This is a genomic window from Winslowiella sp. 2C04 (assembly GCF_050037805.1).
GTDB classification, from domain to species: Bacteria; Pseudomonadota; Gammaproteobacteria; order Enterobacterales; family Enterobacteriaceae; genus Erwinia; species Erwinia toletana_A.
Window position 1 is genome coordinate 2,223,120 of sequence record NZ_CP188300.1, and the last position, 21,947, is coordinate 2,245,066.

Below are 21,947 nucleotides of genomic sequence, written 5' to 3' on the forward strand. Positions count from 1 at the left end.
GAGGCGCGACGTGGACGTCATTGAAGGCAAAGCACTACAGGTTTCCGATGCGATTATCTCCTGCCAGCTTGATGGCAAAGGTGGGCTGATTCCTATCAACGACAGCGAAGTGATTGACTGCGAACGTCCTTGCTGGTTGCACCTGAACTATACCCACAGTGAAAGCGCCGACTGGCTGATGTCAACGCCGCTGATTCCGGATACCGTGCGGGCAGGGCTTGCCGGTGACAGCATGCGTCCGCGCGTCAGTCGTCTGGGCGATGGCTTTATGATCACCTTACGCAGCGTGAATCTGAACACTGAGTCACGTCCCGACCAACTGGTAGCGATCCGGGTGTTTATCAACGATAAACTGATCGTCTCAACCCGGCGTCGCAAGGTTTACGCCATTGATGAAGTGCTGACCGATCTGCAAAATGGCAATGGCCCGGTGGATGGTGGCAGCTGGCTGGTGGACGTTTGTGATGCGCTAACCGATCATGCCAGCGAATTTATCGAAGAGCTGCACGATAAAATTATCGAGCTGGAAGATGCGCTGCTTGATCAACGTGTTCCGGCACGCGGCGAACTGGCGCTGATTCGTAAGCAGATTATTGTGATGCGCCGCTATATGGCACCGCAACGTGATGTTTATGCCCGACTGGCCAGCGAACGTCTGGGCTGGATGGACGACGATCAGCGCCGCCGGATGCAGGAAATCTCTGACCGGCTGGGTCGCGGGCTGGATGATCTGGATGCCAGTGTGGCGCGTACCGCGGTACTGGCTGACGAAATCACCACGGTAATGGCGGACGCGATGAATCGTCGGACCTATACCATGTCACTGCTGGCGATGGTCTTTCTGCCAACCACTTTCCTGACCGGACTGTTTGGCGTCAATCTTGGCGGTATTCCGGGTGGCGACTGGCGGTTTGGCTTCAGCGTTTTCTGCCTGATGTTAGTCGTGCTGGTACTCGGCGTTGCCTGGTGGTTAAAACGACGTAACTGGCTGTGAAAATGAGCAATAACTCGTAAAAAGGGCGGCTAAAGCTGATCGATATCAATAAATTGATGGCGCTGTCGCGGCACAATCTTTCCCGCAGGTGAATGTAACGTCAAGCGATGGACGTTGCGCTCCATATTGTCTCACTTCCTTTTTCGAATTAACGCATAGCACTAATTGATTCGTACGACGCCGGCTACTCGCCGGTTTTTTTTTGCTTGTTTGCCAGCCAGAGCGATCCTTCCTATGCTTAAACTCCATGCCTAACGAAGGAGCAACGCATGTCTACCCGTGATTATGCTGAACGTCCGCAGGCTTCTGACCCGGTTCCCACCGATCCGATACCGATTCCCGAACCGATTCCACGGCCACAGCCGATGCCCGATCCGCCACCTGACGAGCCAAACCCGCATCCAATCATTGATCCACCGCCACACGTATAAAAAAAGGCGGCAGAATCTGCCGCCCTTGATAATCTGGCTATGATTATTTGATTTCTAACACGTCGAGACGTTGCAACGGCTGCTGCTCGTCGTCATCCTCTGGCTGCCAGCCGACCGGCTGCACGGGCACTGATTCACGATCAAACGCCAGATCGCCACCGTCAACGACTTCACTACCGTGCTGAATGCCTTTGAAATCAAACAAAGCGTGGTCAGCCATGTGCGATGGCACCACGTTCTGCATGGCGCTGAACATGGTTTCAATGCGTCCTGGATAGCGTTTATCCCAGTCGCGCAGCATATCGGCAATCACCTGGCGTTGCAGGTTAGGCTGTGAACCACACAGATTGCATGGAATGATAGGGTACTGGCGTGCGATGGCAAAACGCTCGATATCTTTCTCACGGCAGTAGGCCAGTGGACGGATAACGATATGTTTACCATCATCGCTCATCAGTTTCGGTGGCATACCTTTCATCTTGCCGCCGTAGAACATATTCAGGAACAGCGTTTGCAGGATGTCATCGCGATGGTGACCGAGCGCGATTTTGGTCGCACCCAGCTCGCTGGCGGTACGGTAGAGTATACCGCGACGCAGACGAGAGCACAGTGAGCAGGTGGTTTTGCCTTCCGGGATCTTATCTTTAACGATCGAATAAGTGTCTTCATTAACGATCTGATATTCAACGCCCAGCGTTTCCAGATATTGCGGCAGAATATGCGCCGGGAATCCCGGCTGCTTCTGGTCAAGATTCACCGCCACCAGCGAGAAGGAGATTGGCGCGCTTTTCTGCAGGCTGCTCAGCATCTCCAGCATGGTGTAGCTGTCTTTACCGCCCGAGAGACAGACCATGATGCGATCGCCATCTTCTATCATATTATAATCGGCAATCGCTTCACCGACGTTGCGGCGCAGGCGTTTTTGCAGCTTGTTCAGGTTATACTGCTCTTTCTTGGTGTTTTCTTGATTTTGTTGCATTTTATTAAGGCTCTGACTCTAAAATGGGCACCAGAGGGGCATGGCGGGCTACATATGGTACGGATTCCGGCGGCGAATGCCAGCGCGTTTTACGGCGACATGCCAATCTGCGCCTGCTGAACGAGACCCGATGATAGCGATTATCAGCAAAGCGGGCTTGCAGACAGCCTGATAAGTCAGGCTGTCTGGGTATCAGGCAAATACAACTTTCAAGCTGCCGGGGGTGCAGCGCGGTTTGCTGACCACAATCTCGATATCACGGCCTAAGCGAGTCAGGCAATCAAGCATTTTGGCTTCGCTGATCCCGCGGAACTGCCCACGCAACAGCGTAGACAGTTTAGGCTGGCTTATTCCGAGCAGCTTGGCTGCCTGTTCCTGGGTCAGGCGACGGCTTTTAATAATATTGCCAATAGCGGTAGCAAGCTGAGCTTTTACCTGCATCTCTTCGGCATCATTCAGGCCGATGTCGGCGTACACATTGCCGCTGCTGATTTCAATATCATGACTCATGGTAAACTCCTTTAGCATGGTTTTCTGCGGTTTTCAGCCTTTCACGAATTTTGTCCATGTCCGGCTTTGGCGTCACCATACCGGATGAAGATTTTTTCTGAAAAGCGTGCAGGACGTACACAGCATCATTAAAATTAACGGTATACACCGCCCGGTAAGTGTCACTAAAAAAGTCCTCAACAACTTCCAGTACACCGGCACCGCCAAATCCTTTTAATGGCTTAGACTGCACATGTTTATCGCCACACTGCGCCAGATGCAGGGCAAAGCCGAAGGTGTCCTGAACCTTCTCAGGTAACGACTGAAGATCTTTTTTACTACTGTTGATCCAATATAGTGTTTTCATCCGCGTATCCATTCGTCGGATTATACCCATATAGGTATAATTTAGCATGAGGTTTGGTAATTGCATAGTCACCGGGTGACATTTTCAGCGAGAGGCTGTATTCCTCCCTTTGCTGATGATGAACCCTGCCTGACATTTAGTCTTATACCTCAAGCTCTGTTGGCTGGCAGCGAGTTCGCCAACTCTTGTGAGATACTGCAGGATCTTTTCTGCTAAACTACGCGCCATTAACCCGCCCGATTTCTGCAGAGAGTTTACGTGACCGCTTTTTCAACCCTGACGCAATTACCCGCCAGCCAGCTGACCAATCTTGAAGAGATGGGCTATCTGGCGATGACGCCGATCCAGGCGGCTGCACTGCCTGACATCCTTGCTGGCCGCGATGTGCGTGCGCAAGCTAAAACCGGCAGTGGCAAAACCGCTGCGTTCGGTCTTGGCGTGCTGCAGCGTATCGACCCGACGCAGTACACCACTCAGTCGTTGGTGCTGTGCCCGACGCGCGAACTGGCGGATCAGGTGACTAAAGAGCTCCGCCGTCTGGCGAGATTTACCCAGAATATTAAAATTCTGACGCTGTGCGGTGGGCAGCCGATCGGTGTGCAGCGTGACTCGCTGCAACATGCCCCGCATATCGTAGTGGGCACGCCAGGGCGCATTCTCGACCATCTTAAGCGTGAAACGCTGAATATTGGCAGCATCGCCACGCTGGTGCTGGATGAAGCCGATCGGATGCTGGAGATGGGGTTCCGTGATGATATCGATGCGATTATCGGCTACAGCACGCCATCACGTCAGACCCTGCTGTTTTCTGCCACCTGGCCGCAGGGTATCGCTCAGATCAGTAATCGTATTCAGCGCGATCCGCTGACGGTAGAAACGGATGATGTTTCTGAACTGCCGGCGATTGAGCAAAGTTTTTGGGAAGGCAGTAACCGCGATAAGCTGCCGATGCTGATGGGCCTGCTGAGTGAGCAGCAGCCAAAGTCCTGCGTGGTGTTCTGTAATACCAAACGTGAATGCGACGATATCGCGCAGGCGCTGGAGGGCAGCCAGATCAGCGCCATGGCATTGCACGGCGATTTAGAGCAGCGCGACCGCGATCAGGTGCTGATTCGTTTTGCCAACGGCAGCTGCCGGGTGCTGGTGGCGACCGATGTCGCGGCGCGCGGTCTGGATATTAAAGAGCTGGCAATGGTGGTTAACTACCAGCTGTCTTTCGATCCAGAAGTGCACGTGCACCGTATTGGCCGTACCGCGCGCGCCGGTCAGCAAGGTAAGGCGGTGAGTTTCGTTGCCCCGGATGAGATGGTGCGCGCCCATGCGCTGGAAGATTATCTGCAAATGAAGCTGAACTGGCAGTCAGGCAGCGCACTGAAATCGGTTGCGATTAAACCGCTGGATGCGGAGATGGCGACGCTGTGTATTGATGGTGGGCGCAAAGCGAAAATTCGTCCGGGCGATATTCTCGGCGCATTGACCGGTGATGCCGGATTAAAGGCTGAGCTGATTGGCAAAATCGATATTACGCCAACCCATGCTTACGTGGCGATCCGCCATGATGCCGCACGCCAGGCAATGAAACAGCTGCAGCAGGGCAAAATCAAAGGTAAAACCTGCCGCGCACGCTTGCTGAAGTAAGCAACGATCCGCCAAGGCCGCAGTCGGCGTGCTTTGGCGGTTATCGATAATCAGTGTTTAATGATTTCCGGCGGGGATTTCAGCAGATTCTCGCAGCCGGCCAGCAGCTTTTTAAAATGCGGCTGTTCACCATGTTCGGCGATAGCGGCTTCATCCTGCCAGGTTTCATGAAACAGAAACACGTTGCCGTCTTCAACGCTGCGATAAAGATCGTAATGCACACATCCGGACTCGGCGCGGCTTGGTGCAATGCAGGCGCTTAATACTTTTTTCAGCTCATCGGCTTTACCCGGTTGTGCAACGAATTTAGCCACAATCATCAGACTTTTATTACTCATAGCTGTTCTCCTGTTTTGTTGTTATCGGAGCGACATGCATGTCGCCCTCAGGGTTACGACTCGTTTGTTTCCTCTTTACCAGCCATCCGTGCCAGCATTTGATAGCGGCGTTGCAGATCCTCACTGGCATCATGCCACAGCTGGCGCGCAACTTCAGGTTGTTGCGTGTAAAGACGGCGGAAACGTTGCTCATTCATTAGTGCCTGTTCCAGTTCGCTGGTCGGGGGGCGTGAATCCAGCGCCAGCGGTAACTTGCCTTGCTCAGTACGGCGCGGATCAAAACGATACAGCGGCCAGAAGCCACTGGAGGTCAGCAGCCGCATCTGGTCGTGGCTGCTGGCTAAATCATAGCCGTGATCCTCACAGGGACTGTAGGCGATAATCAGTGAAGGCCCTGGATAAGCTTCCGCTTCCTGAATCGCTTTTACCGTCTGATTCAGCTGTGCGCCAAGCGAAATCTGCGCCACATACACATGGCCATACATCATCATACTGACGCCCAGATCTTTGCGCGCCTTACGCTTACCGTGTTCACCGAATTTAGTTACCGCACCCATCGGTGTAGCTTTGGATGCCTGACCGCCGGTATTGGAGTAGCCCTGCGTATCAAGTACCAGGATATTGACGTTCTCCGTCAGGCTCAGCACATGGTCAAGACCGCCAAAACCGATATCATACGCCCAGCCATCCCCGCCAATCAGCCAGATTGATTTCTCCACCAGCGCATCAGCATCGCTGATTAACTGCCGGGCATCGTCTTCATCAATATGCTGTAGGGCATCGCGCAGGGCGGAAATCTGCTGCCGCCGCTGCGCTATGGTGACACTGTCACTTTTAAGCTCGTCTGCCAACTGCTCTGGCAGTTGATTGCGGTAGTGCTCCAGCAGACGATTGACGCGCTGTCGGTGTTGGTCGACGGTTAAACGAAAGCCCAGACCAAACTCGGCATTATCCTCAAACAGCGAATTGGCCCACGCCGGCCCACGTCCTTCAGCATTGGTGGTGTAAGGCGTTGACGGCAGGTTACCGCCATAAATCGATGAGCAGCCGGTGGCATTGGCGATCAGCAGGCGGTCACCGTACAGCTGCGTCAGCAATTTAATGTACGGCGTTTCCCCACAGCCTGAACAAGCACCTGAGTATTCAAACAGCGGCGAAATGAGCTGCGAGGTGCGGATATCAATGCGCTCAAGCTGGGCCGGATCGATTTCTGGCAACTGAAGAAAGAAGTCATAATTCTGTTTTTCTTCTTCCACGTGTTCAAGACGCGACATCATATTAATCGCCTTGATCGACGGCTGCTGACGGTCTTTCGCCGGGCAGACTTCGACGCAGAGATTACAGCCGGTACAATCTTCTGGTGCCACCTGTAAGACATACTTCTGACCGCGCATGTCGCGCGCTTTCACATCCATTGACTGTAACTGTTCAGGTGCTGAGTCAAGTGCTTCTGGCGCCACGACTTTGGCGCGGATTGCCGAATGCGGGCAGGCGGCGACGCAATGATTACACTGAGTGCACAGTTCAGGTTTCCAGATTGGCACTTCTTCCGCGATATTGCGTTTTTCCCATCGGGTGGTGCCGGTTGGCCAGCTGCCATCTGGCGGCAGAGCGGATACCGGCAGCGCATCGCCCAGTCCGGCCAGCATTGCGGCGGTGACCGTTTTCACAAAATCGGGTGCCGCATCGGAAACCACCGGCGGGCGCAGCGGACTGTTGGCATCGACCGGCTGTAACGGCACATGCTGTATAGCCTGCTGCGCTACTGCCAGTGCCTGCCAGTTACGTTCAACCAGCTGCTGGCCTTTGCTGCTGTAGCTGCGGGCAATGGCGTTCTGCAGTTCAATTAACGCACTGTCGCCGGATAAAATTTGGCTCAGCTGGAAGAAGGCCATCTGCATCACGGTGTTAATACGCGCGCCCAGCTGGCAGTCGCGGGCAATTTTCGCCGCGTTAATGACATAAAAATGCGCCTGTTTCTGCCGCAGCAGCGCCTGGACTTCCTGCGGTAAGCGTGACCAGACTTCTGTGGCGCTATACGGGGTATTCAGCAGGAAGGTGCCGCCCGGTTTAAGTCGCTCAACCATCTGGTATTTATCAATAAATTGTAGCTGGTGGCAGCCAATAAAGTCTGCCTTATCGACCAGGTAGGCAGAGTGGATCGGTCGTTCACTGACGCGCAGATGGGATACGGTTAATCCGCCCGCTTTTTTCGAATCATAGACAAAGTAGCCCTGCACGTTTAACGGCGTGCTGTTGCCAATAATTTTAATATTGTTTTTAGTTGCAGAGACGGTGCCGTCGCTGCCGAGGCCGTAAAACAGTGCTTCAAGTTTGGCATGGTTTGGCAGGCTGTTTTCCGGCAGCGGCAATGAAAGGTGGGTGACATCGTCGTAAATGCCAACGGTAAAGCGCGCCGGTGGGTTGTCCATCGCCAGTGTGCGGTAAATCGCCAGCACGCAGGACGGGCCGAATTCTTTCGATGATAAACCGTAGCGTCCGCCCGTCACCCGTGGCATTTGTTGACGTTCACCGCGGCTGAACGCTTCCGCGATTGACGTCATTACATCCAGATACAGCGGTTCAGCCACAGCGCCCGGCTCTTTAGTGCGGTCCAGCACCGCAATATTTTTGGCGCTAAGAGGAATTGCCTGTAGCAGGTGTTTGGCAGAAAACGGCCGATACAAGCGTACTTTCACCACACCGACGCGCTCGCCACGTTGCAACAGTTCGTCAATCACCTCTTCGCAAGTACCGGCCGCAGAACCCATGATCACGATAACGCGATCGGCCTGTGGATGACCGTAATACTCAAACGGCTGATACTGACGGCCGGTTTCGGTGGCGAAATCATTCATCGCCTTTTCCACATGACCGCAGGTGGCGTTATACCAGGGATTGGTGGCCTCGCGCGACTGGAAGTAAGTATCCGGGTTAGCGGAGGTGCCGCGAATAATTGGATGATCCGGTGATAATGCTCGCTGGCGATGGGCATCGATAGCGCTTTGTGGCATCAAATTTTGCAGCGTGTTATCGGAAATCGGTGCAATTTTGTTGATTTCATGGGACGTGCGGAAGCCATCAAAAAAGTGAATAAATGGAATCCGGCTGTTCAGTGACGCCATTTGCGCAATCAGCGCAAAATCCTGCGCTTCCTGCACGCTGCTGGCGCACAGCATCGCGCAGCCGGTCTGGCGCACGGCCATCACATCCGAGTGATCGCCAAAAATTGATAACGCGTGGGTGGCAACGGTGCGAGCCGCGACGTGCAGGACAAATGGCGTTAGCTGACCGGCCAGTTTGTACAGCGTCGGGATCATCAACAGTAAACCCTGAGATGAGGTGAAAGAGGTGGAGAGGGCGCCCGTTTGCAGTGCGCCATGCACCGTGGCAATGGCTCCGGCTTCCGACTGCATCTCCACCACGCGCGGGACATCGCCCCAGATATTTTTACGGCCATCACCAGACCAGGCATCGGCTAACTCGGCCATGGTGGAACTGGGGGTAATTGGGTAGATAGCAATCACTTCGCTGGTGCGAAAAGCGACAGAGGCAACAGCCCCGTTACCGTCAATAGTTATCATAGTCAGCCCTTAGGGATAAAGTTTGTACCGCACAAAGACAGGGGGTATTGCTGTAGTTTAGCAAATGGCGGATCGGGCAATTTTGACTTTAGTGTGCTGTTAAGGCGAACAGCACCGCAGAGCAAAGGTGGTTAGTTTTTAATTGAAGGGGGCTGCTGAGGTTCCATGTGCCGAGCGGAGTGGTAGCGATGAAAGAAGAAAATATAATCGATTGAATAATTTGAAATTAATTTTTCAGAGAGAATTCGTACAGACCATTCTGGTGGTAAACAAGAATTTTGCTATTGCTATTTCGCTAATTTAATTTCTCTGATTTTCAATTCTGCTCTCGACCTCGGATAGATCGTGACATAAGCTGACAAAGCTTTTCCCCTTATTATCCCGGAGCCCGATACATGAAAGCAGCGACCTTTCTGCTTGCCAGCGCTGCGTTGCTGTTATCAGCATGCAGCAGCAACGTCGACAATGAACCGCCGCAGCAGGCAACTGCCGCCCACGTACCTGCCAGAGTGAATATGTCTGAGTTAGCCGCATCCAACTGCGCCAGCGCCGGTGGCACTCTGGCGTTTTCGCGACAGTTAGACGGTAGCTCGACAGGCATGTGTCAGCTTGCCAATGGGCGTCGCTGCGGGGAAAGCGCCTTGCTGAGTGGCACCTGCGCCAGATTTTAATGGTCAGCTTGAGCGATAAGACGGGTCACCTTACAGTGACCCGGCCATTGTTACACGGTTAATTCATTGGCGCAGGTTTCGCCTTTTTCCAGCTGGCTTAAATTGGCCAGTGTGGTTTGTGCAATGCTGGTTAAGGCTTCGGCGGTTAAAAATGCCTGGTGGCCGGTAAACAGCACGTTGTGGCAGGCCGACAAGCGGCGGAACACATCATCCTGAATCACGTCATTGGATTTGTCTTCGAAGAACAGGTCGCGTTCGTTTTCATACACGTCCATTCCCAGTGAACCAATCTTCTGTTTTTTCAGCGCCTCAATAGCTGCCTGAGAATCAATTAATCCACCCCGACTGGTGTTAATGATCATAACGCCATCTTTCATCTGGCTGAAGGCGCTGGCATCAAGCAGGTGATGGTTTTCCGGCGTCAGTGGGCAGTGCAGGCTAATCACATCCGACTGTTTAAACAGCGTATTGATGTCGACATACTCGACGCCCAGTTCCAGTGCCTGCGGGTTTGGATAAGGATCAAACGCCAGCAGGCGCATGCCAAATCCCTTCAGAATCCGCAGCGCAGCAATACCGATTTTACCGGTGCCCACGACACCAGCCGTGCGGCCGTGCATATTGAAACCAATCAGTCCTTCCAGTGAGAAATTAGCTTCGCGGGTGCGTTGATAAGCGCGATGAATATGGCGGTTGAGCGTCATCATCATGCCAATGGCGTGTTCCGCTACTGCTTCCGGCGAATAAGCCGGGACGCGTACCACGCGAATACCCAGCTGTTTAGCCGCATCAAGATCAACATTGTTAAAGCCGGCGCAGCGCAGAGCGACAAATTTTACGCCCAGCCCAGCCAGCTCTTCCAGCACCACACGCCCACCGTCATCGTTAACGAACAGACAGACGCCATCACAATCAACGGCGGTTTTAGCGGTATGCTCATTTAACAGGAAGTCAAAAAACTCCAGCTCAAAACCGTAGCTTTCATTGACGTGCTCAAGGTATTTCCGGTCATATTGTTTGGTGCTGTATACCGCAAGTTTCATCATTCCTCTCCTGCCTCAAGGCGATTAAGTTGATTCTCTTTTCATCATAACAACTATTCCCAACAGGCTGTTAAAATCTCGTTGCCCTGACGACATTTTCTGATGATGAATTGTTTGATTTGCAGATAAAAACTTCACCGATATGCCGTTACGTGCCATCATTTAACCTAATAACTTCACGGACAGAACGGATATTCAGTGCCATGACTCGGGGCTTTTACATTTTCTGTGCTGCGGTGCTGGCTTTAGTTCTGCTGTTGACCGGGATGATGCTGACCGTCACCCAATGGCTGCCGCGGCTGGCAGGCATCTGGTTGCCGCAGGATACCACTATCGCGCTGGACGGCAGCCCACGCTGGCGCAACGGCGGATTGTGGCTACCCGGCGTGCAGTATTACGCTGGTGATTGCCGGCTGGCGATGCTGACCAATGTTTCGCTGAGTTATCAGGCGCGCCGCTGGCAGGCAGGTGCGGATAACGTCAGTTTAAACAGCGCCTGTCTGAGCAAATTGCCGCAAGGCGATAACAGTGCTGCGCCACGTTCACTGGCCGACTGGCAGGCAATGCTGCCGGATGCCGATGTCAGCATCAGTCAATTGTCGATTGCCCCTTATCAGGATTACGCCGGCAAGCTTCAGCTCTCTTTCTCTTCCGCAAGCCAACAGCTGGATTACCAGGGCGATAACCTGCGCGTCAGCGGAATGTTACAGGGGCAACAGCTCGATATCCGCCAGTTCAGGGTTAATCATCCGGCGCTGGCACAGCCTGTTGAACTGTCGGGAGAGTTAACCTTACCCACCTTTCCTGATGGTTTACCGCAAGCGGGCCAGCTGCATGGCGACCTCAATTTAAAGGGAGTGCCGCAACCGCTTAACCTGCAACTTAACTGGCAGCAGCAGCAGGGTGAATTGCAGGTCAAACAGCAGGGCGATGCTCAACCGCTGGTGACACTGCCCTGGGCGGTATCGCCGCAGCAGATTGAGATCAAACAGGGAACATGGCGCTGGCCTTATGCGATGCAGCCGGTATCCGGCGGCGTCTCGCTGATGTTAAGCCATTGGCAGCAGGGGCTGGCAGCAACTGAAATTGTCGCGCGGCTCAATGTGCTGACCGAGGGACGCGGGGGCAAAGGCAACGTGGTGTTGAGTGTCGGGCCGGGCCACCTGGATATGCTCAACAGCCAGCTGCCTTTCCAGCTAACCGGCACCAGTAAGCTGGAAAATTTGCAGTTCTATACCAGCATGCCGGGGATGATCAGTGGCTCGCTGCTTGATCCTCAGGTGATTCTGCAGCCTGGCGCGCTGCTGCGGATGCGTGGCCGTTTATTGTCGACGCTGGAAGTTGATGAGGCACGCTGGCCGCTGGCAGGGATAAAAGTCTCATCAGCGGGCATCGACGGCCGTTTACAGGCGATCCTGCAAGCACACGATCCGAGTATGGGGCGCTTTGCCCTGCATCTTGATGGCCGTGCAGCCGACTTCTGGCCGGATAAAGGGCGCTGGAACTGGCGTTACTGGGGAACCGGATATATGGCACCGCTGTCCGCCAAATGGGACGTTGCCGGTACCGGTAGCTGGCAGGACTCCACCATTGAACTGGATACGCTGTCGACCGGTTTTGATCGCCTGAGCTATGGCTCGGTCACGATGAGAACACCGCGACTGACGCTGACTTCACCGCTGCGCTGGCAACGTGCGGCGGATAAACCCGCTTTCAAAGGTGAATTGCAGCTGACGGCACGTGAAACCAGTTTCAGTTCTGGCGGTTTCCTGCCGTCGTCAAACCTGAAGCTGGCGGTGAACGGACGCGATCCTGCTGACTTTTTATTCAATGGCACGCTGAAAGCAGAAGCGATTGGCCCGGTAAGAGTCAACGGGCGCTGGGATGGCGAGCGGCTGCGTGGCCAGGCCTGGTGGCCGGAACAGTCGCTGACGGTGTTTCAGCCACTGTTAAGTAACGATCTGAAAATAAATATTCAATCGGGCACGCTGAAAGCGCAGGTCGCGTTCTCGGCGGCTGCCGGACAGGGCTTTGAGGCGGGCGGCCACTGGGTGGTTAACCAGGGCAGCGTGCGCATGCCGGACAACGAAATTAACGGTATCGATTTTTCGCTGCCGTTCCGGCTGCAGGCGCATCAGTGGTATTTTGGCTCGCGCGGCCCGGTATCGTTGCGGATTAAAGAGATTAAGAATCAGTTTGCGATGCATAATATCACCGCCGACCTGCAGGGAAATTACCCGTGGAGTGAACGGCAGCCACTGACGTTGAGCAATGTCAGCGTCGAGGTTCTTGGCGGTCAGCTCAGTATGGCGCAGCTGGCGCTACCCCAGCATCAGGCGGCGACGGTGCGCTTACAGGGAATTGACCTGAGTGAGCTGATAACCGCGATTAAACCCAAACAGATTGCCATGTCGGGGCGGATTAACGGCGCACTGCCGCTGTGGCTGAATCATTCGCAGTGGCTGATAAAGGATGGCTGGATAGCCAACAGCGGCAATCTGACTTTGCGACTGGATAAACAGATGGCGGATGCTATCGCCAGCAATAATATTGCTGCCGGTGCAGCGATAGACTGGCTGCGCTATATGGAAATAACGCGTTCGTGGGCGACCATTAATCTCGACAATTTAGGCGAGCTAACCATGAGGGCTCAGGTCGATGGCAGCAGCCGTTTTCGCGATAAAAATCAGCGGGTGGCATTGAACTACACCCAGCAAGAGAATCTTTTTCAGCTCTGGCGCAGTCTGCGCTTTGGCGATAATTTACAAACATGGCTTGAAGAGAATGCCAGCTTGCCGTTGCAGAAGGAAAAAAAACGTCATGACACTGACAACTAAACTGCTGGTGCTGTCACCGGCGTGGGTACTGCTGGCGGGTTGCGTTCCACGCATTGAAGTCGCGGCACCCAAAGAGCCGATCACCATCAATATGAATGTGAAAATTGAACATGAGATTCATATTAAGGTGGATAAAGATGTGGAAGCTTTACTGAAAAATCAAAGCGATCTGTTCTGATAAGGAGGCGGGCATGAAAAAGTTACTCTGGCTGATGCTGGCTGGCATGCTGTTATCTCCGTCGGCATGGGCGCTGTCGCTGGATGAGGCGCGGCAACAGGGGCGGGTAGGCGAAACCCTGAGCGGCTATATTGCGCCGGTGAAGCAGGACAGCGCAACGCTGGCGCTGGTTGAACGGATCAATCAGGGGCGTGAACAGCAGTATCAGCAGCTGGCGCAGCGCAATGGTATGTCCACCGCGCAGGTGGCGCGTATTGCCGGAGAAAAACTGGTACAGCGCGCCGAGTCAGGAGAGTATGTGCGCGGCATCAATGGAATGTGGCTACAGAAAAAGTAGTAAGCCACCAGATTGCGGATATATGTAGGGGAGCCGTTATCAGCTCCCGTCCTGATGATATGCTGGATATTCACTCAGCACGAGCGGCAAAAGTGCCACCCCCACGATTAGCTGTTAAGCCGCAACGATCTGCTTGATAGCATCTTTCGCTTCGGTCGATGCTTTGGTCGCCACTTCCGGACCGTAAGCAATACCTTCTGCAAAGACAAAGTTTACGTCGGTGATGCCGATAAAGCCGAGGAACAGTTTGACGTAAGGGGTCAGCAGGTCGGTAGGGGTATCTTTATGAATGCCGCCACGGCTGGAGATGATCACCGCACGCTTATTTTTCACCAGGCCTTCCGGGCCTGCTTCGGTATAACGGAACGTCACACCGGCACGGGCAATCAGGTCGAAGTAGTTTTTAAGCTGAGTTGGGATGTTGAAATTGTACATTGGCGCCGCAATAACCACGGTGTCGTGTGCTTGCAGCTCAGCAATCAGTTCGTCAGACAGTGCCAGCGCTTCCTGCTGACGTGGAGTCAGTGGCGCTTCGGAAGGGCGCAGTGCTCCCACCAGCTCGCCATCCAGCACCGGAATTGGGTTTGCCGCTAAGTCACGGACGGTAACGTCGTCACCTGCTGATTTAGCTTGCTCAACGTAGAAGTCAGCCAGCTGGCCTGATTGTGAGTAACCGGCGAGAATACTGGATTTAAGAACTAATACTTTGCTCATGATCTTTTCCTGTCTGTTAATGCGGAAGGCTGTCCGCTCAATGATTTACACTTTAGGGATATTTTTTAAGGAGTGATAGCGCAATATTTCGAGAGCTATGTTCGAAATTATTGAACAAGCATACAGAGAGATGACGCCGACACTTATTACGCTGTGCTAAACTGCGCGCCGACAACTGAAGAATTTTATTAACGCCAGCAGGGCGACACTTCCTCTGATAATTAACCGTCGCTGCGCTAAACGGGTACTGAACCAACATGTCTGAAAACACCAATAACTCGCCGCTGACGGCACTTTATCCCCGTCTGGACGCACTGATGCTGCGCGATCGCCAGCGCTTGCAGCGCCGGATACAGGGCGCAAAGAAAGTGAAAAATCCGGCGGCTCAGCAGGGCATTGCCGATGATCTGAGTCAGGAGATTGCCGTAGCCGAGCAGCGCGTGGCGCAGCGTCTGGCGGCAATGCCAAAAATTAGCTATCCGGAAAATTTGCCGGTCAGCCAGAAAAAACAAGCAATCGCTGAGGCGATCCGCGACCATCAGGTGGTGATTGTTGCCGGTGAAACCGGCTCAGGCAAGACCACCCAGCTACCAAAGATTTGCATGGAGCTGGGGCGCGGTATTAGAGGGCTGATAGGGCATACTCAACCGCGTCGTCTGGCGGCACGTACCGTAGCGAATCGCATTGCGGAAGAGCTGGAGACCACGCTCGGTGGCTGTGTCGGCTATAAAGTGCGTTTTAACGATCAGGTTGGCGATACCACTCAGGTAAAACTGATGACCGACGGGATCCTGCTGGCCGAAATCCAGCAGGATCGCCTGCTGATGCAGTACGACACCATCATTATCGATGAAGCGCACGAACGCAGTCTGAATATCGATTTTCTGCTGGGCTACCTGCGTGAACTGCTGCCACGTCGCCCGGACCTGAAAATTATAATTACCTCCGCGACCATCGATCCTGAGCGGTTTTCCCGTCACTTCAATCACGCCCCGATTATTGAAGTTTCTGGCCGAACCTATCCGGTTGAGGTGCGCTATCGCCCGGTTTCCGAAGATGTGGATGACAGCGAACGCGATCAGCTACAGGCGATTTTCGATGCGGTTGATGAACTGGGCGAAGAGAGTCGCGGCGACATTCTGATCTTTATGAGCGGAGAGCGTGAGATCCGCGATACCGCCGATGCGCTGATCAAGCGCGACTTACCGCACACCGAAGTGCTGCCGCTGTATGCGCGCCTGTCGAATGCCGAGCAGAACCGGGTGTTTCACTCGCACACCGGCCGCCGCATCGTGCTGGCAACTAACGTAGCGGAAACCTCGCTGACGGTACCGGGAATTAAATATGTTATCGACCCGGGAACTGCGCGTATCAGTCGCTACAGTTACCGCACCAAGGTTCAGCGTCTGCCAATTGAGCCGATTTCGCAGGCTTCGGCTAACCAGCGTAAAGGGCGCTGCGGCCGCGTTTCGGAAGGTATTTGCATTCGTCTGTACGCGGAGGACGATTTTAATAATCGCCCTGAGTTTACCGATCCGGAAATTCTGCGCACGAACCTCGCGTCGGTGATTCTGCAGATGACCGCGCTCGGTCTCGGTGATATCAGCGCTTTTCCGTTTGTCGAAGCGCCGGATAAACGCAATATTCAGGATGGCGTGCGCCTGCTGGAAGAGCTGGGAGCGATTACCCAGCATGAAGGCCAGCGCTATCAGCTGACCGCATCCGGTCGTCAGCTGGCGCAGTTGCCGGTTGATCCCCGACTGGCGAGAATGGTGCTGGCGGCACAGCAATACGGCTGCGTGCGTGAAGTGATGATCATCACCGCCGCGCTGTCGATTCAGGATCCGCGTGAACGCCCGGTGGAAAAACAGCAGGCGTCCGATGAGAAGCATCGGCGCTTTGCGGATAAAGACTCCGATTTTATGGCGTTTGTGAATCTGTGGGACTATTTGAAAGAGCAGCAAAAAGCGCTGTCATCCAGTCATTTCCGCCGCCAGTGCAAAACCGATTATCTCAACTATCTGCGGGTGCGTGAGTGGCAGGATATTTATACCCAGCTGCGTCAGGTGGTGCGTGAATTAGGGCTGCCGGTCAACAGCGAGCCGGCGGAATTCCGTGAAATCCATCTGGCGCTACTCAACGGGTTGCTGTCACATATTGGTCAGAAAGATGCGGATAAGCAGGAATTTACCGGCGCGCGCAATGCCCGATTTGCCATTTTCCCAGGCTCGGGTTTATTTAAGAAGCCGCCGAAATGGACGATGGTTGCCGAGCTGGTGGAAACCAGCCGCCTGTGGGGGCGCATTGCGGCACGTATCGAACCAGAATGGATCGAGCCAATTGCTCAGCATCTGCTGAAACGCAGCTACAGCGAGCCGCATTGGGAGAAAGCCCAGGGTGCGGTGATGGCCAGTGAAAAAGTCACGCTGTATGGTCTGCCCATTGTCGCCGCGCGTAAAGTTAACTACGGCAAAATTGATCCAACACTGTCGCGCGAGCTGTTTATTCGCCATGCGCTGGTAGAAGGTGACTGGCAGACGCGCCACGCGTTTTTTAAAGCCAACCTGAAATTGCGCAATGAAATAGAGGAGCTGGAGCATAAATCCCGCCGTCGCGACATTCTGGTGGATGATGAAACGCTGTTTGCTTTTTACGATCAGCGCATTGGTCACGAGGTGGTTTCAGCGCGTCATTTTGATAACTGGTGGAAAAAGATCAGTCAGCAGACGCCGGAATTGCTGAATTTTGCCAAAGAGATGCTGATTAAAGAGGGCGCGGGTAATGTCAGTAAACTGGATTATCCAAACTTCTGGCATCAGGGCAATCTGAAGTTGCCGCTCAGCTATCAGTTTGAACCCGGCACCGATGCTGATGGCGTCACGGTGCATATCCCGTTGCCGCTGCTGAATCAGGTCGCAGAAACCGGTTTTGAGTGGCAAATCCCCGGTGTGCGTCGGGAATTAATCATCGCGCTGATTAAATCGCTGCCAAAACCGCTGCGACGCAATTTTGTGCCCGCGCCGAACTACGCTGAAGCTTTTCTTGGGCGTGCTACTCCGCTGGAAACCCCGCTGCTCGAAGCGCTGGAGCGCGAATTCCGCCGCATGTCCGGCGTCACAATTGAGCGTGACGCATGGCAGTGGGATCAGGTGCCCGATCATCTGAAAATGACCTTCCGCGTGGTCGATGAACACAACAAAAAGTTGAAGGAAGGTAAAGATCTGAGCGCCTTGCGCGCCGGGTTGAAAGGCAAGGTACAGGAGACGCTGTCGCTGGTGGCCGATGACGGGCTGGAGCAGAGTGGGCTGCATCTGTGGAGTTTCGGCGATCTGCCGGACCACTTTGAGCAGAAACGCGGTAATTACAGCGTGAAAGCCTGGCCAGCACTGGTTGATGAAAAGGACAGCGTGGCGATTCGCCTGTTCGACAGTCAGCACGAGCAGCAGAAGATGATGTGGCGTGGCCAGCGGCGATTGCTGCTGCTGAATATCCCGTCACCAGTCAAATATCTGCATGAAAAATTGCCGAATAAGGCCAAACTCGGACTGTACTTTAACCCTTATGGCAAGGTGCTGGAGCTTATCGATGACTGCATTGCCTGCGGCGTAGATAAACTGATCGCAGAATTTGGCGGTCCGAGCTGGCTGGAGGCCGACTTTACCCGCCTGCATGATAAAGTGCGCGCGGAGCTGAATGAGACGGTGGTCGAGATTGCCAGGCTGGTCGAGCAGATTCTTACCTCGGTATTTACTATCAATAAACGCCTGAAAGGGCGCGTGGATATGACCATGGCACTGGGGCTGTCGGACATTAAAGCGCAAATGAACGGTCTGGTATATCGCGGCTTTGTTACTCAAAACGGCTGGAAACGTCTGCCGGATACCCTGCGTTATCTGCACGCTATTGAGCGCCGTCTGGAAAAATTACCGGTTGATCCACACAGCGATCGCGCGCGGATGCTGAAAGTTGAGCAGGTGCAGCAGGCATGGAGCCGCTGGTTTAACAAACTGCCGCCGACGCGTCAGGATGATGAGGATGTGCAGGATATACGCTGGATGATTGAGGAGCTGCGCGTCAGCTACTTTGCTCAGCAGCTGGGAACGCCGTATCCGATTTCCGATAAGCGTATTTTGCAGGCGATGGAGCAGATTGCACAGTAACAGGTCGGCATCAGGGCGACGTTTTCGCCGCCCTATAATTTCTACAGCGCCAACTCTTCCAGCTGATCGCGAAACGCGGTAACCGCAATGGCGCGGTTATCTGCGCGATAGCGGTCTTTCGCCGCCGGAGCGGAGCTTTGCACTGCAATTAACTGCCAGCCATCACCGACTTTTAACAGCAGTGGCGAACCGCTGTCGCCCGGCAGCGTATCGCACTGATGCGATAACACTGAACGCTGCGCCCAGCCAGTGATCAGACAGTCGCGATGGGAATAGAGTGTTTCCAGATGATCTTCCGGATAACCCGCCTGTGTCACCTTACGTCCTGTCGCTTTCAGGGCTGCGGTCAGCTCACTGCGTGAACCGGAAAACAGGGGGATCGGCGTAATGCCGGCCGGCGGGTTACGCAGTACAATCAGGCCATAATCATAAGGCGCTGCTGCGGAAGGAACGATCCAGCCGTCACCATCTGCCTTAAGTTTTTTACCCAGCGCCGGATCAACCCGCGCTTCGATATCGTGAATCTCATAGCGCCAGCCTTTATCATTAGCGATAAAACGTAATGCTACCGGTTTATCCAGTTTACCGGGTGGCGTCAGCAGGCAGTGGCCAGCGGTCAGGGCCAGATGCGAAGAGATCAGGGTAGCGCTGCACAGGTTACCGCTGGCGGTTTCCAGTTGGCCGATAGCTTCCCACGGTACGCTGGCGGTATCGTCCACCGCCTGGCGATCGTCTTTACCAAAAAACAGGGTCTGAGTGTCGTCTTCGCTGAGCGAATCTTCATCAGCATGGGAATAAAATGCCAGCGACAGCAATCCCATTAATACCACGGCCGTTATGCGCATATCACTCTCAGGAAGGGTGAGAACTGTTAAATAGTCATTATCACGCGTGAAGAGTTAACTATAGACGGTAAGCGGGAAAAAAGGGAGTTTAATTCGTAATATCAGCACGCTACAGCATTTAAAGCCAGAAACTGACGGTAATGATACCGCAGATAATCATCGTAACGAGGATGATTTCGAATAAATAGCGACGCACCATTTCCGCTACTCCAGGAAGAAAACACCCGGAAGAACCGGGTGTTTATCATAGTCAGACCGGCTGTCGCAGGTTAACCTGCGACACTGTTATGCTGCAGGCGCAGCAGCGGTTTTCTTAGCGACTTTTTTGTGATGTTTTTTGGCAGCCTGCGCTTTCTGCGCGACAGGTTTTGCGGCTTTTTTATGATGCTTATGTGCCGCCTGTGCTTTTTGCTCTACAGGTTTAGTGGCTTTCTTGTGATGCTTTTTAGCTGCTTGCGCTTTCTGTGCGACAGGTTTGGTGGCTTTTTTATGGTGCTTTTTTGCTGCTTGTGCTTTCTGCACTGCCGCTTTGTGCTCTTTTTTATGATGCACGGTTTTATGCGCGGTGGCTTTAGCTGGTGCCGCGGTATGCGTGGTAGCCGGAGCCGCAGTCGTTTCAGCAGCAAAAGCAACGGAAGACAGACCCATAGCAGCAGCAACAACCAAAGAAACTAATTTTTTCATTATCAAACCCTCGAATGTTTTCATCTGTAAGCCCATTGCGGGGCCGGTGAAATCACTATAAGTAATCGCGAGGGGAGTTTCCGTGAGTGATTGGTATCGGCGTGTAACCGAATGTACAACTGAGGCTGGCGTACGGGCGGTTTTCACCGCCCGTATCTGCGGATGTCAGTTATTCAGATAGCGATTTTCCAGATGCTGACGGAAATAGGCCGGATTAAGATCTTCTCCGGTGGCGTTAGACATCAGCTGGCGGGTGCTGAAACGGCTGCCGTGCTGCCAGATATTCTGCTGTAACCAGTCAAAAATGGGCTGCAAGTCGCCTTCACGAATCTGTGTTTCAACCTGCGGCAGCGCGCGCTTCAGCGCCTGGAATAGCTGCGCGGCATACATGGCGCCAAGCGTGTAAGTCGGGAAGTAACCGAAAGCACCGTCGGTCCAGTGAATATCCTGCATACAGCCATCACGATAATTTCCACTGGTATCAATACCGAGGTAAGCCTGCATTTTTTCCTGCCAGATGGCCGGAATATCATCGACTTCAATATCGCCACTAATCAGTGCACGTTCAATCTCATAGCGCAGAATGACGTGGGCCGGATAGCTGACCTCATCAGCATCCACGCGGATAAACCCTGCTTTGACCCGCTGATTAAGGCGCACAAAATTATCCGCCTGCAATGCACTCTGATCGCCCATATGTATAGCGACCTGCGGCAGAATCAGCTGCAGGAATTCAGCGCTGCGTGCCAGCTGCATCTCGAAGAACAGGCTTTGTGATTCGTGAATGGCGGTGGAGCGTGCATGGGCTACCGGTTGGCCGGGCCACTGCTTTGGCAAATTTTGCTCATAACGCGCATGGCCGGTTTCGTGGATCACCCCCATCATGGCGCTGAGAAACTCAGTTTCATTGTAACGGGTGGTGATGCGCACATCTTCCGGCACGCCGCCGCAGAACGGATGCGCACTGACGTCGAGACGACCGGCATTAAAATCGAAACCAAGCTGCTGCATTACGCTGAGGCCGAGCTGACGCTGAGACTCAATCGCAAAAGGCCCGACCGGATGCTCAACTTTCTCCTGCGCCTGCTTGTCGACAATGCGTTGCAGCAGCTGCGGCAGCCACTGTTTCAGATCGCCAAAGGTGCTGTCCAGCTTAGCGCTGGTCATACCCGGTTCAAACACATCGAGCAGCGCATCATAACGCGAGCAGCCGTTCGCCTGGGCGCGAATTTCTGCCTCTTCGCGGCTCAGTCTGACCACTTCTTTTAAGTTGCTGGCGAAACCCTGCCAGTCATTGGCCGGACGCTGCTGACGCCAGGCGTGCTCGCAGCGTGAACCGGCAATCGACTTAGCCTCGACCAGCGACGCCGGCAGCAGGGCGGCCTGTTGCCAGGCGCGGCGCATTTCAAACAGGTTTGCGCGCTCAACGTCATTCAGCGATTCCTGCTCCGCCTGATCCAGCCAGCCAGCGATGGGTTTAGCGGTTAAGATTTCATGCTGCAAAACGCTCAGCTCGGCCAGTGCTTCGCCACGCGCGCGGCTGCCGCCAGCTGGCATCATGGTTTGCATATCCCAGCCGGCAATGGCGGAGAGATGGCCGAAACGCGACAGGCGCTGGAATGTTTTTGTCAGATGTTGATATGCAGATGTCACGTGAT

18 protein-coding genes are annotated in these 21,947 nt (G+C 53.9%); 8 read left to right on the forward strand and 10 right to left on the reverse strand.

Annotation, left to right across the window (positions count from 1 at the left end; genetic code table 11):
- The first annotated feature begins 10 nt into the window (after positions 1-10).
- Positions 11-994, forward strand: coding sequence for a zinc transporter ZntB (zntB, locus tag ACP3TC_RS09890; protein ID WP_313852092.1), 984 nt, complete (start codon positions 11-13; stop codon positions 992-994).
- Positions 995-1,263: 269 nt separating this feature from the next.
- Entirely contained in the window at positions 1,264-1,425 is a 162-nt protein-coding gene (locus ACP3TC_RS09895; RefSeq protein ID WP_313852091.1) for a hypothetical protein, read from the forward strand.
- A 43-nt stretch (positions 1,426-1,468) separates the two neighbouring features.
- Here the strand turns inward: ACP3TC_RS09895 and ttcA are convergent, their stop codons facing one another.
- From ttcA to ACP3TC_RS09910, 3 genes are all read right to left on the reverse strand, one after another.
- Positions 1,469-2,404 (reverse strand): tRNA 2-thiocytidine(32) synthetase TtcA, encoded by a 936-nt coding sequence (gene ttcA, locus ACP3TC_RS09900; RefSeq protein ID WP_426818113.1) that lies wholly within the window; start codon positions 2,402-2,404, stop codon positions 1,469-1,471.
- Positions 2,405-2,596: 192 nt separating this feature from the next.
- Entirely contained in the window at positions 2,597-2,914 is a 318-nt protein-coding gene (locus tag ACP3TC_RS09905; RefSeq protein ID WP_313852089.1) for a helix-turn-helix domain-containing protein, read from the reverse strand.
- On the reverse strand, positions 2,904-3,260 hold the full coding sequence (locus tag ACP3TC_RS09910; protein ID WP_426818114.1) for a type II toxin-antitoxin system RelE/ParE family toxin: 357 nt from the start codon (positions 3,258-3,260) through the stop codon (positions 2,904-2,906). Before ACP3TC_RS09910 ends, ACP3TC_RS09905 begins: the two co-directional genes overlap by 11 nt.
- 258 nt (positions 3,261-3,518) lie before the next feature.
- Between ACP3TC_RS09910 and dbpA the strand changes: the two genes are divergently transcribed.
- The gene (gene dbpA, locus ACP3TC_RS09915) at positions 3,519-4,898 is read left to right on the forward strand and encodes an ATP-dependent RNA helicase DbpA (RefSeq protein ID WP_313852087.1); all 1,380 of its coding nucleotides are present in this window, start codon (positions 3,519-3,521) and stop codon (positions 4,896-4,898) included.
- A gap of 50 nt (positions 4,899-4,948) precedes the next feature.
- On the opposite strand, the gene ACP3TC_RS09920 is transcribed toward dbpA, so the two are convergent.
- The gene (locus ACP3TC_RS09920) at positions 4,949-5,236 is read right to left on the reverse strand and encodes a putative quinol monooxygenase (protein WP_313852086.1); all 288 of its coding nucleotides are present in this window, start codon (positions 5,234-5,236) and stop codon (positions 4,949-4,951) included.
- 53 nt (positions 5,237-5,289) lie between these two features.
- A complete protein-coding gene (nifJ, locus tag ACP3TC_RS09925; protein ID WP_426818115.1) occupies positions 5,290-8,820 on the reverse strand; it encodes a pyruvate:ferredoxin (flavodoxin) oxidoreductase in 3,531 nt (1,176 codons plus the stop codon).
- 395 nt (positions 8,821-9,215) lie between these two features.
- Between nifJ and ACP3TC_RS09930 the strand changes: the two genes are divergently transcribed.
- Entirely contained in the window at positions 9,216-9,491 is a 276-nt protein-coding gene (locus ACP3TC_RS09930; RefSeq protein WP_426818116.1) for a putative hemolysin, read from the forward strand.
- 50 nt (positions 9,492-9,541) lie between these two features.
- Here ACP3TC_RS09930 and ACP3TC_RS09935 read toward each other — a convergent pair whose 3' ends face one another.
- A complete protein-coding gene (locus ACP3TC_RS09935) occupies positions 9,542-10,534 on the reverse strand; it encodes a 2-hydroxyacid dehydrogenase (RefSeq protein ID WP_313857730.1) in 993 nt (330 codons plus the stop codon).
- Between the two features lie 203 nt (positions 10,535-10,737).
- On the opposite strand from ACP3TC_RS09935, the gene ACP3TC_RS09940 reads away from it, so the two are divergent.
- From ACP3TC_RS09940 to ACP3TC_RS09950, 3 genes are read left to right on the forward strand one after another with little or no spacing between them, the layout of a single operon-like run.
- Complete coding sequence (locus ACP3TC_RS09940; RefSeq protein WP_426818117.1) at positions 10,738-13,371, forward strand: YdbH family protein; 2,634 nt, start codon at positions 10,738-10,740, stop codon at positions 13,369-13,371.
- Positions 13,355-13,549, forward strand: a complete 195-nt coding sequence (locus ACP3TC_RS09945) for a YnbE family lipoprotein (RefSeq protein ID WP_390902363.1) — start codon at positions 13,355-13,357, stop codon at positions 13,547-13,549. The genes ACP3TC_RS09940 and ACP3TC_RS09945 overlap by 17 nt, the downstream gene beginning before the upstream one ends.
- 13 nt (positions 13,550-13,562) lie before the next feature.
- Positions 13,563-13,886, forward strand: coding sequence for a YdbL family protein (locus ACP3TC_RS09950; RefSeq protein WP_313852082.1), 324 nt, complete (start codon positions 13,563-13,565; stop codon positions 13,884-13,886).
- A gap of 114 nt (positions 13,887-14,000) precedes the next feature.
- Here the strand turns inward: ACP3TC_RS09950 and azoR are convergent, their stop codons facing one another.
- A complete protein-coding gene (gene azoR, locus ACP3TC_RS09955) occupies positions 14,001-14,600 on the reverse strand; it encodes an FMN-dependent NADH-azoreductase (protein ID WP_313852081.1) in 600 nt (199 codons plus the stop codon).
- Between the two features lie 257 nt (positions 14,601-14,857).
- On the opposite strand from azoR, the gene hrpA reads away from it, so the two are divergent.
- Positions 14,858-18,760 carry an ATP-dependent RNA helicase HrpA gene (hrpA, locus tag ACP3TC_RS09960; RefSeq protein WP_426818118.1) on the forward strand — a complete coding sequence of 1,301 codons (3,903 nt, stop codon included), beginning with the start codon at positions 14,858-14,860 and terminating at the stop codon, positions 18,758-18,760.
- 41 nt (positions 18,761-18,801) lie between these two features.
- On the opposite strand, the gene ACP3TC_RS09965 is transcribed toward hrpA, so the two are convergent.
- The 3 genes from ACP3TC_RS09965 to ACP3TC_RS09975 all read right to left on the reverse strand — a co-directional run bounded on the left by ACP3TC_RS09965 (position 18,802) and on the right by ACP3TC_RS09975 (position 21,942).
- Positions 18,802-19,605, reverse strand: a complete 804-nt coding sequence (locus ACP3TC_RS09965) for a trypsin-like serine peptidase (RefSeq protein ID WP_313852079.1) — start codon at positions 19,603-19,605, stop codon at positions 18,802-18,804.
- A gap of 285 nt (positions 19,606-19,890) precedes the next feature.
- A complete protein-coding gene (gene asr / locus ACP3TC_RS09970; protein ID WP_426818119.1) occupies positions 19,891-20,289 on the reverse strand; it encodes an acid resistance repetitive basic protein Asr in 399 nt (132 codons plus the stop codon).
- A 165-nt stretch (positions 20,290-20,454) separates the two neighbouring features.
- A complete protein-coding gene (locus ACP3TC_RS09975) occupies positions 20,455-21,942 on the reverse strand; it encodes a carboxypeptidase M32 (protein WP_426818120.1) in 1,488 nt (495 codons plus the stop codon).
- Between the last annotated feature and the right edge of the window lie 5 nt (positions 21,943-21,947).

Excerpts from the sequence above, each read along its gene's own strand:
- ACP3TC_RS09895 (WP_313852091.1), top strand. The coding sequence starts at position 1,264 with ATGTCTACCCGTGATTATGCTGAACGTCCGCAGGCTTCTGACCCGGTT.
- ttcA (WP_426818113.1), bottom strand. The coding sequence starts at position 2,404 with ATGCAACAAAATCAAGAAAACACCAAGAAAGAGCAGTATAACCTGAAC.
- ACP3TC_RS09905 (WP_313852089.1), bottom strand. The coding sequence starts at position 2,914 with ATGAGTCATGATATTGAAATCAGCAGCGGCAATGTGTACGCCGACATC.
- ACP3TC_RS09910 (WP_426818114.1), bottom strand. The coding sequence starts at position 3,260 with ATGAAAACACTATATTGGATCAACAGTAGTAAAAAAGATCTTCAGTCG.
- ACP3TC_RS09920 (WP_313852086.1), bottom strand. The coding sequence starts at position 5,236 with ATGAGTAATAAAAGTCTGATGATTGTGGCTAAATTCGTTGCACAACCG.
- nifJ (WP_426818115.1), bottom strand. The coding sequence starts at position 8,820 with ATGATAACTATTGACGGTAACGGGGCTGTTGCCTCTGTCGCTTTTCGC.
- ACP3TC_RS09930 (WP_426818116.1), top strand. The coding sequence starts at position 9,216 with ATGAAAGCAGCGACCTTTCTGCTTGCCAGCGCTGCGTTGCTGTTATCA.
- ACP3TC_RS09935 (WP_313857730.1), bottom strand. The coding sequence starts at position 10,534 with ATGAAACTTGCGGTATACAGCACCAAACAATATGACCGGAAATACCTT.
- ACP3TC_RS09940 (WP_426818117.1), top strand. The coding sequence starts at position 10,738 with ATGACTCGGGGCTTTTACATTTTCTGTGCTGCGGTGCTGGCTTTAGTT.
- ACP3TC_RS09945 (WP_390902363.1), top strand. The coding sequence starts at position 13,355 with ATGACACTGACAACTAAACTGCTGGTGCTGTCACCGGCGTGGGTACTG.
- ACP3TC_RS09950 (WP_313852082.1), top strand. The coding sequence starts at position 13,563 with ATGAAAAAGTTACTCTGGCTGATGCTGGCTGGCATGCTGTTATCTCCG.
- azoR (WP_313852081.1), bottom strand. The coding sequence starts at position 14,600 with ATGAGCAAAGTATTAGTTCTTAAATCCAGTATTCTCGCCGGTTACTCA.
- hrpA (WP_426818118.1), top strand. The coding sequence starts at position 14,858 with ATGTCTGAAAACACCAATAACTCGCCGCTGACGGCACTTTATCCCCGT.
- ACP3TC_RS09965 (WP_313852079.1), bottom strand. The coding sequence starts at position 19,605 with ATGCGCATAACGGCCGTGGTATTAATGGGATTGCTGTCGCTGGCATTT.
- asr (WP_426818119.1), bottom strand. The coding sequence starts at position 20,289 with ATGAAAAAATTAGTTTCTTTGGTTGTTGCTGCTGCTATGGGTCTGTCT.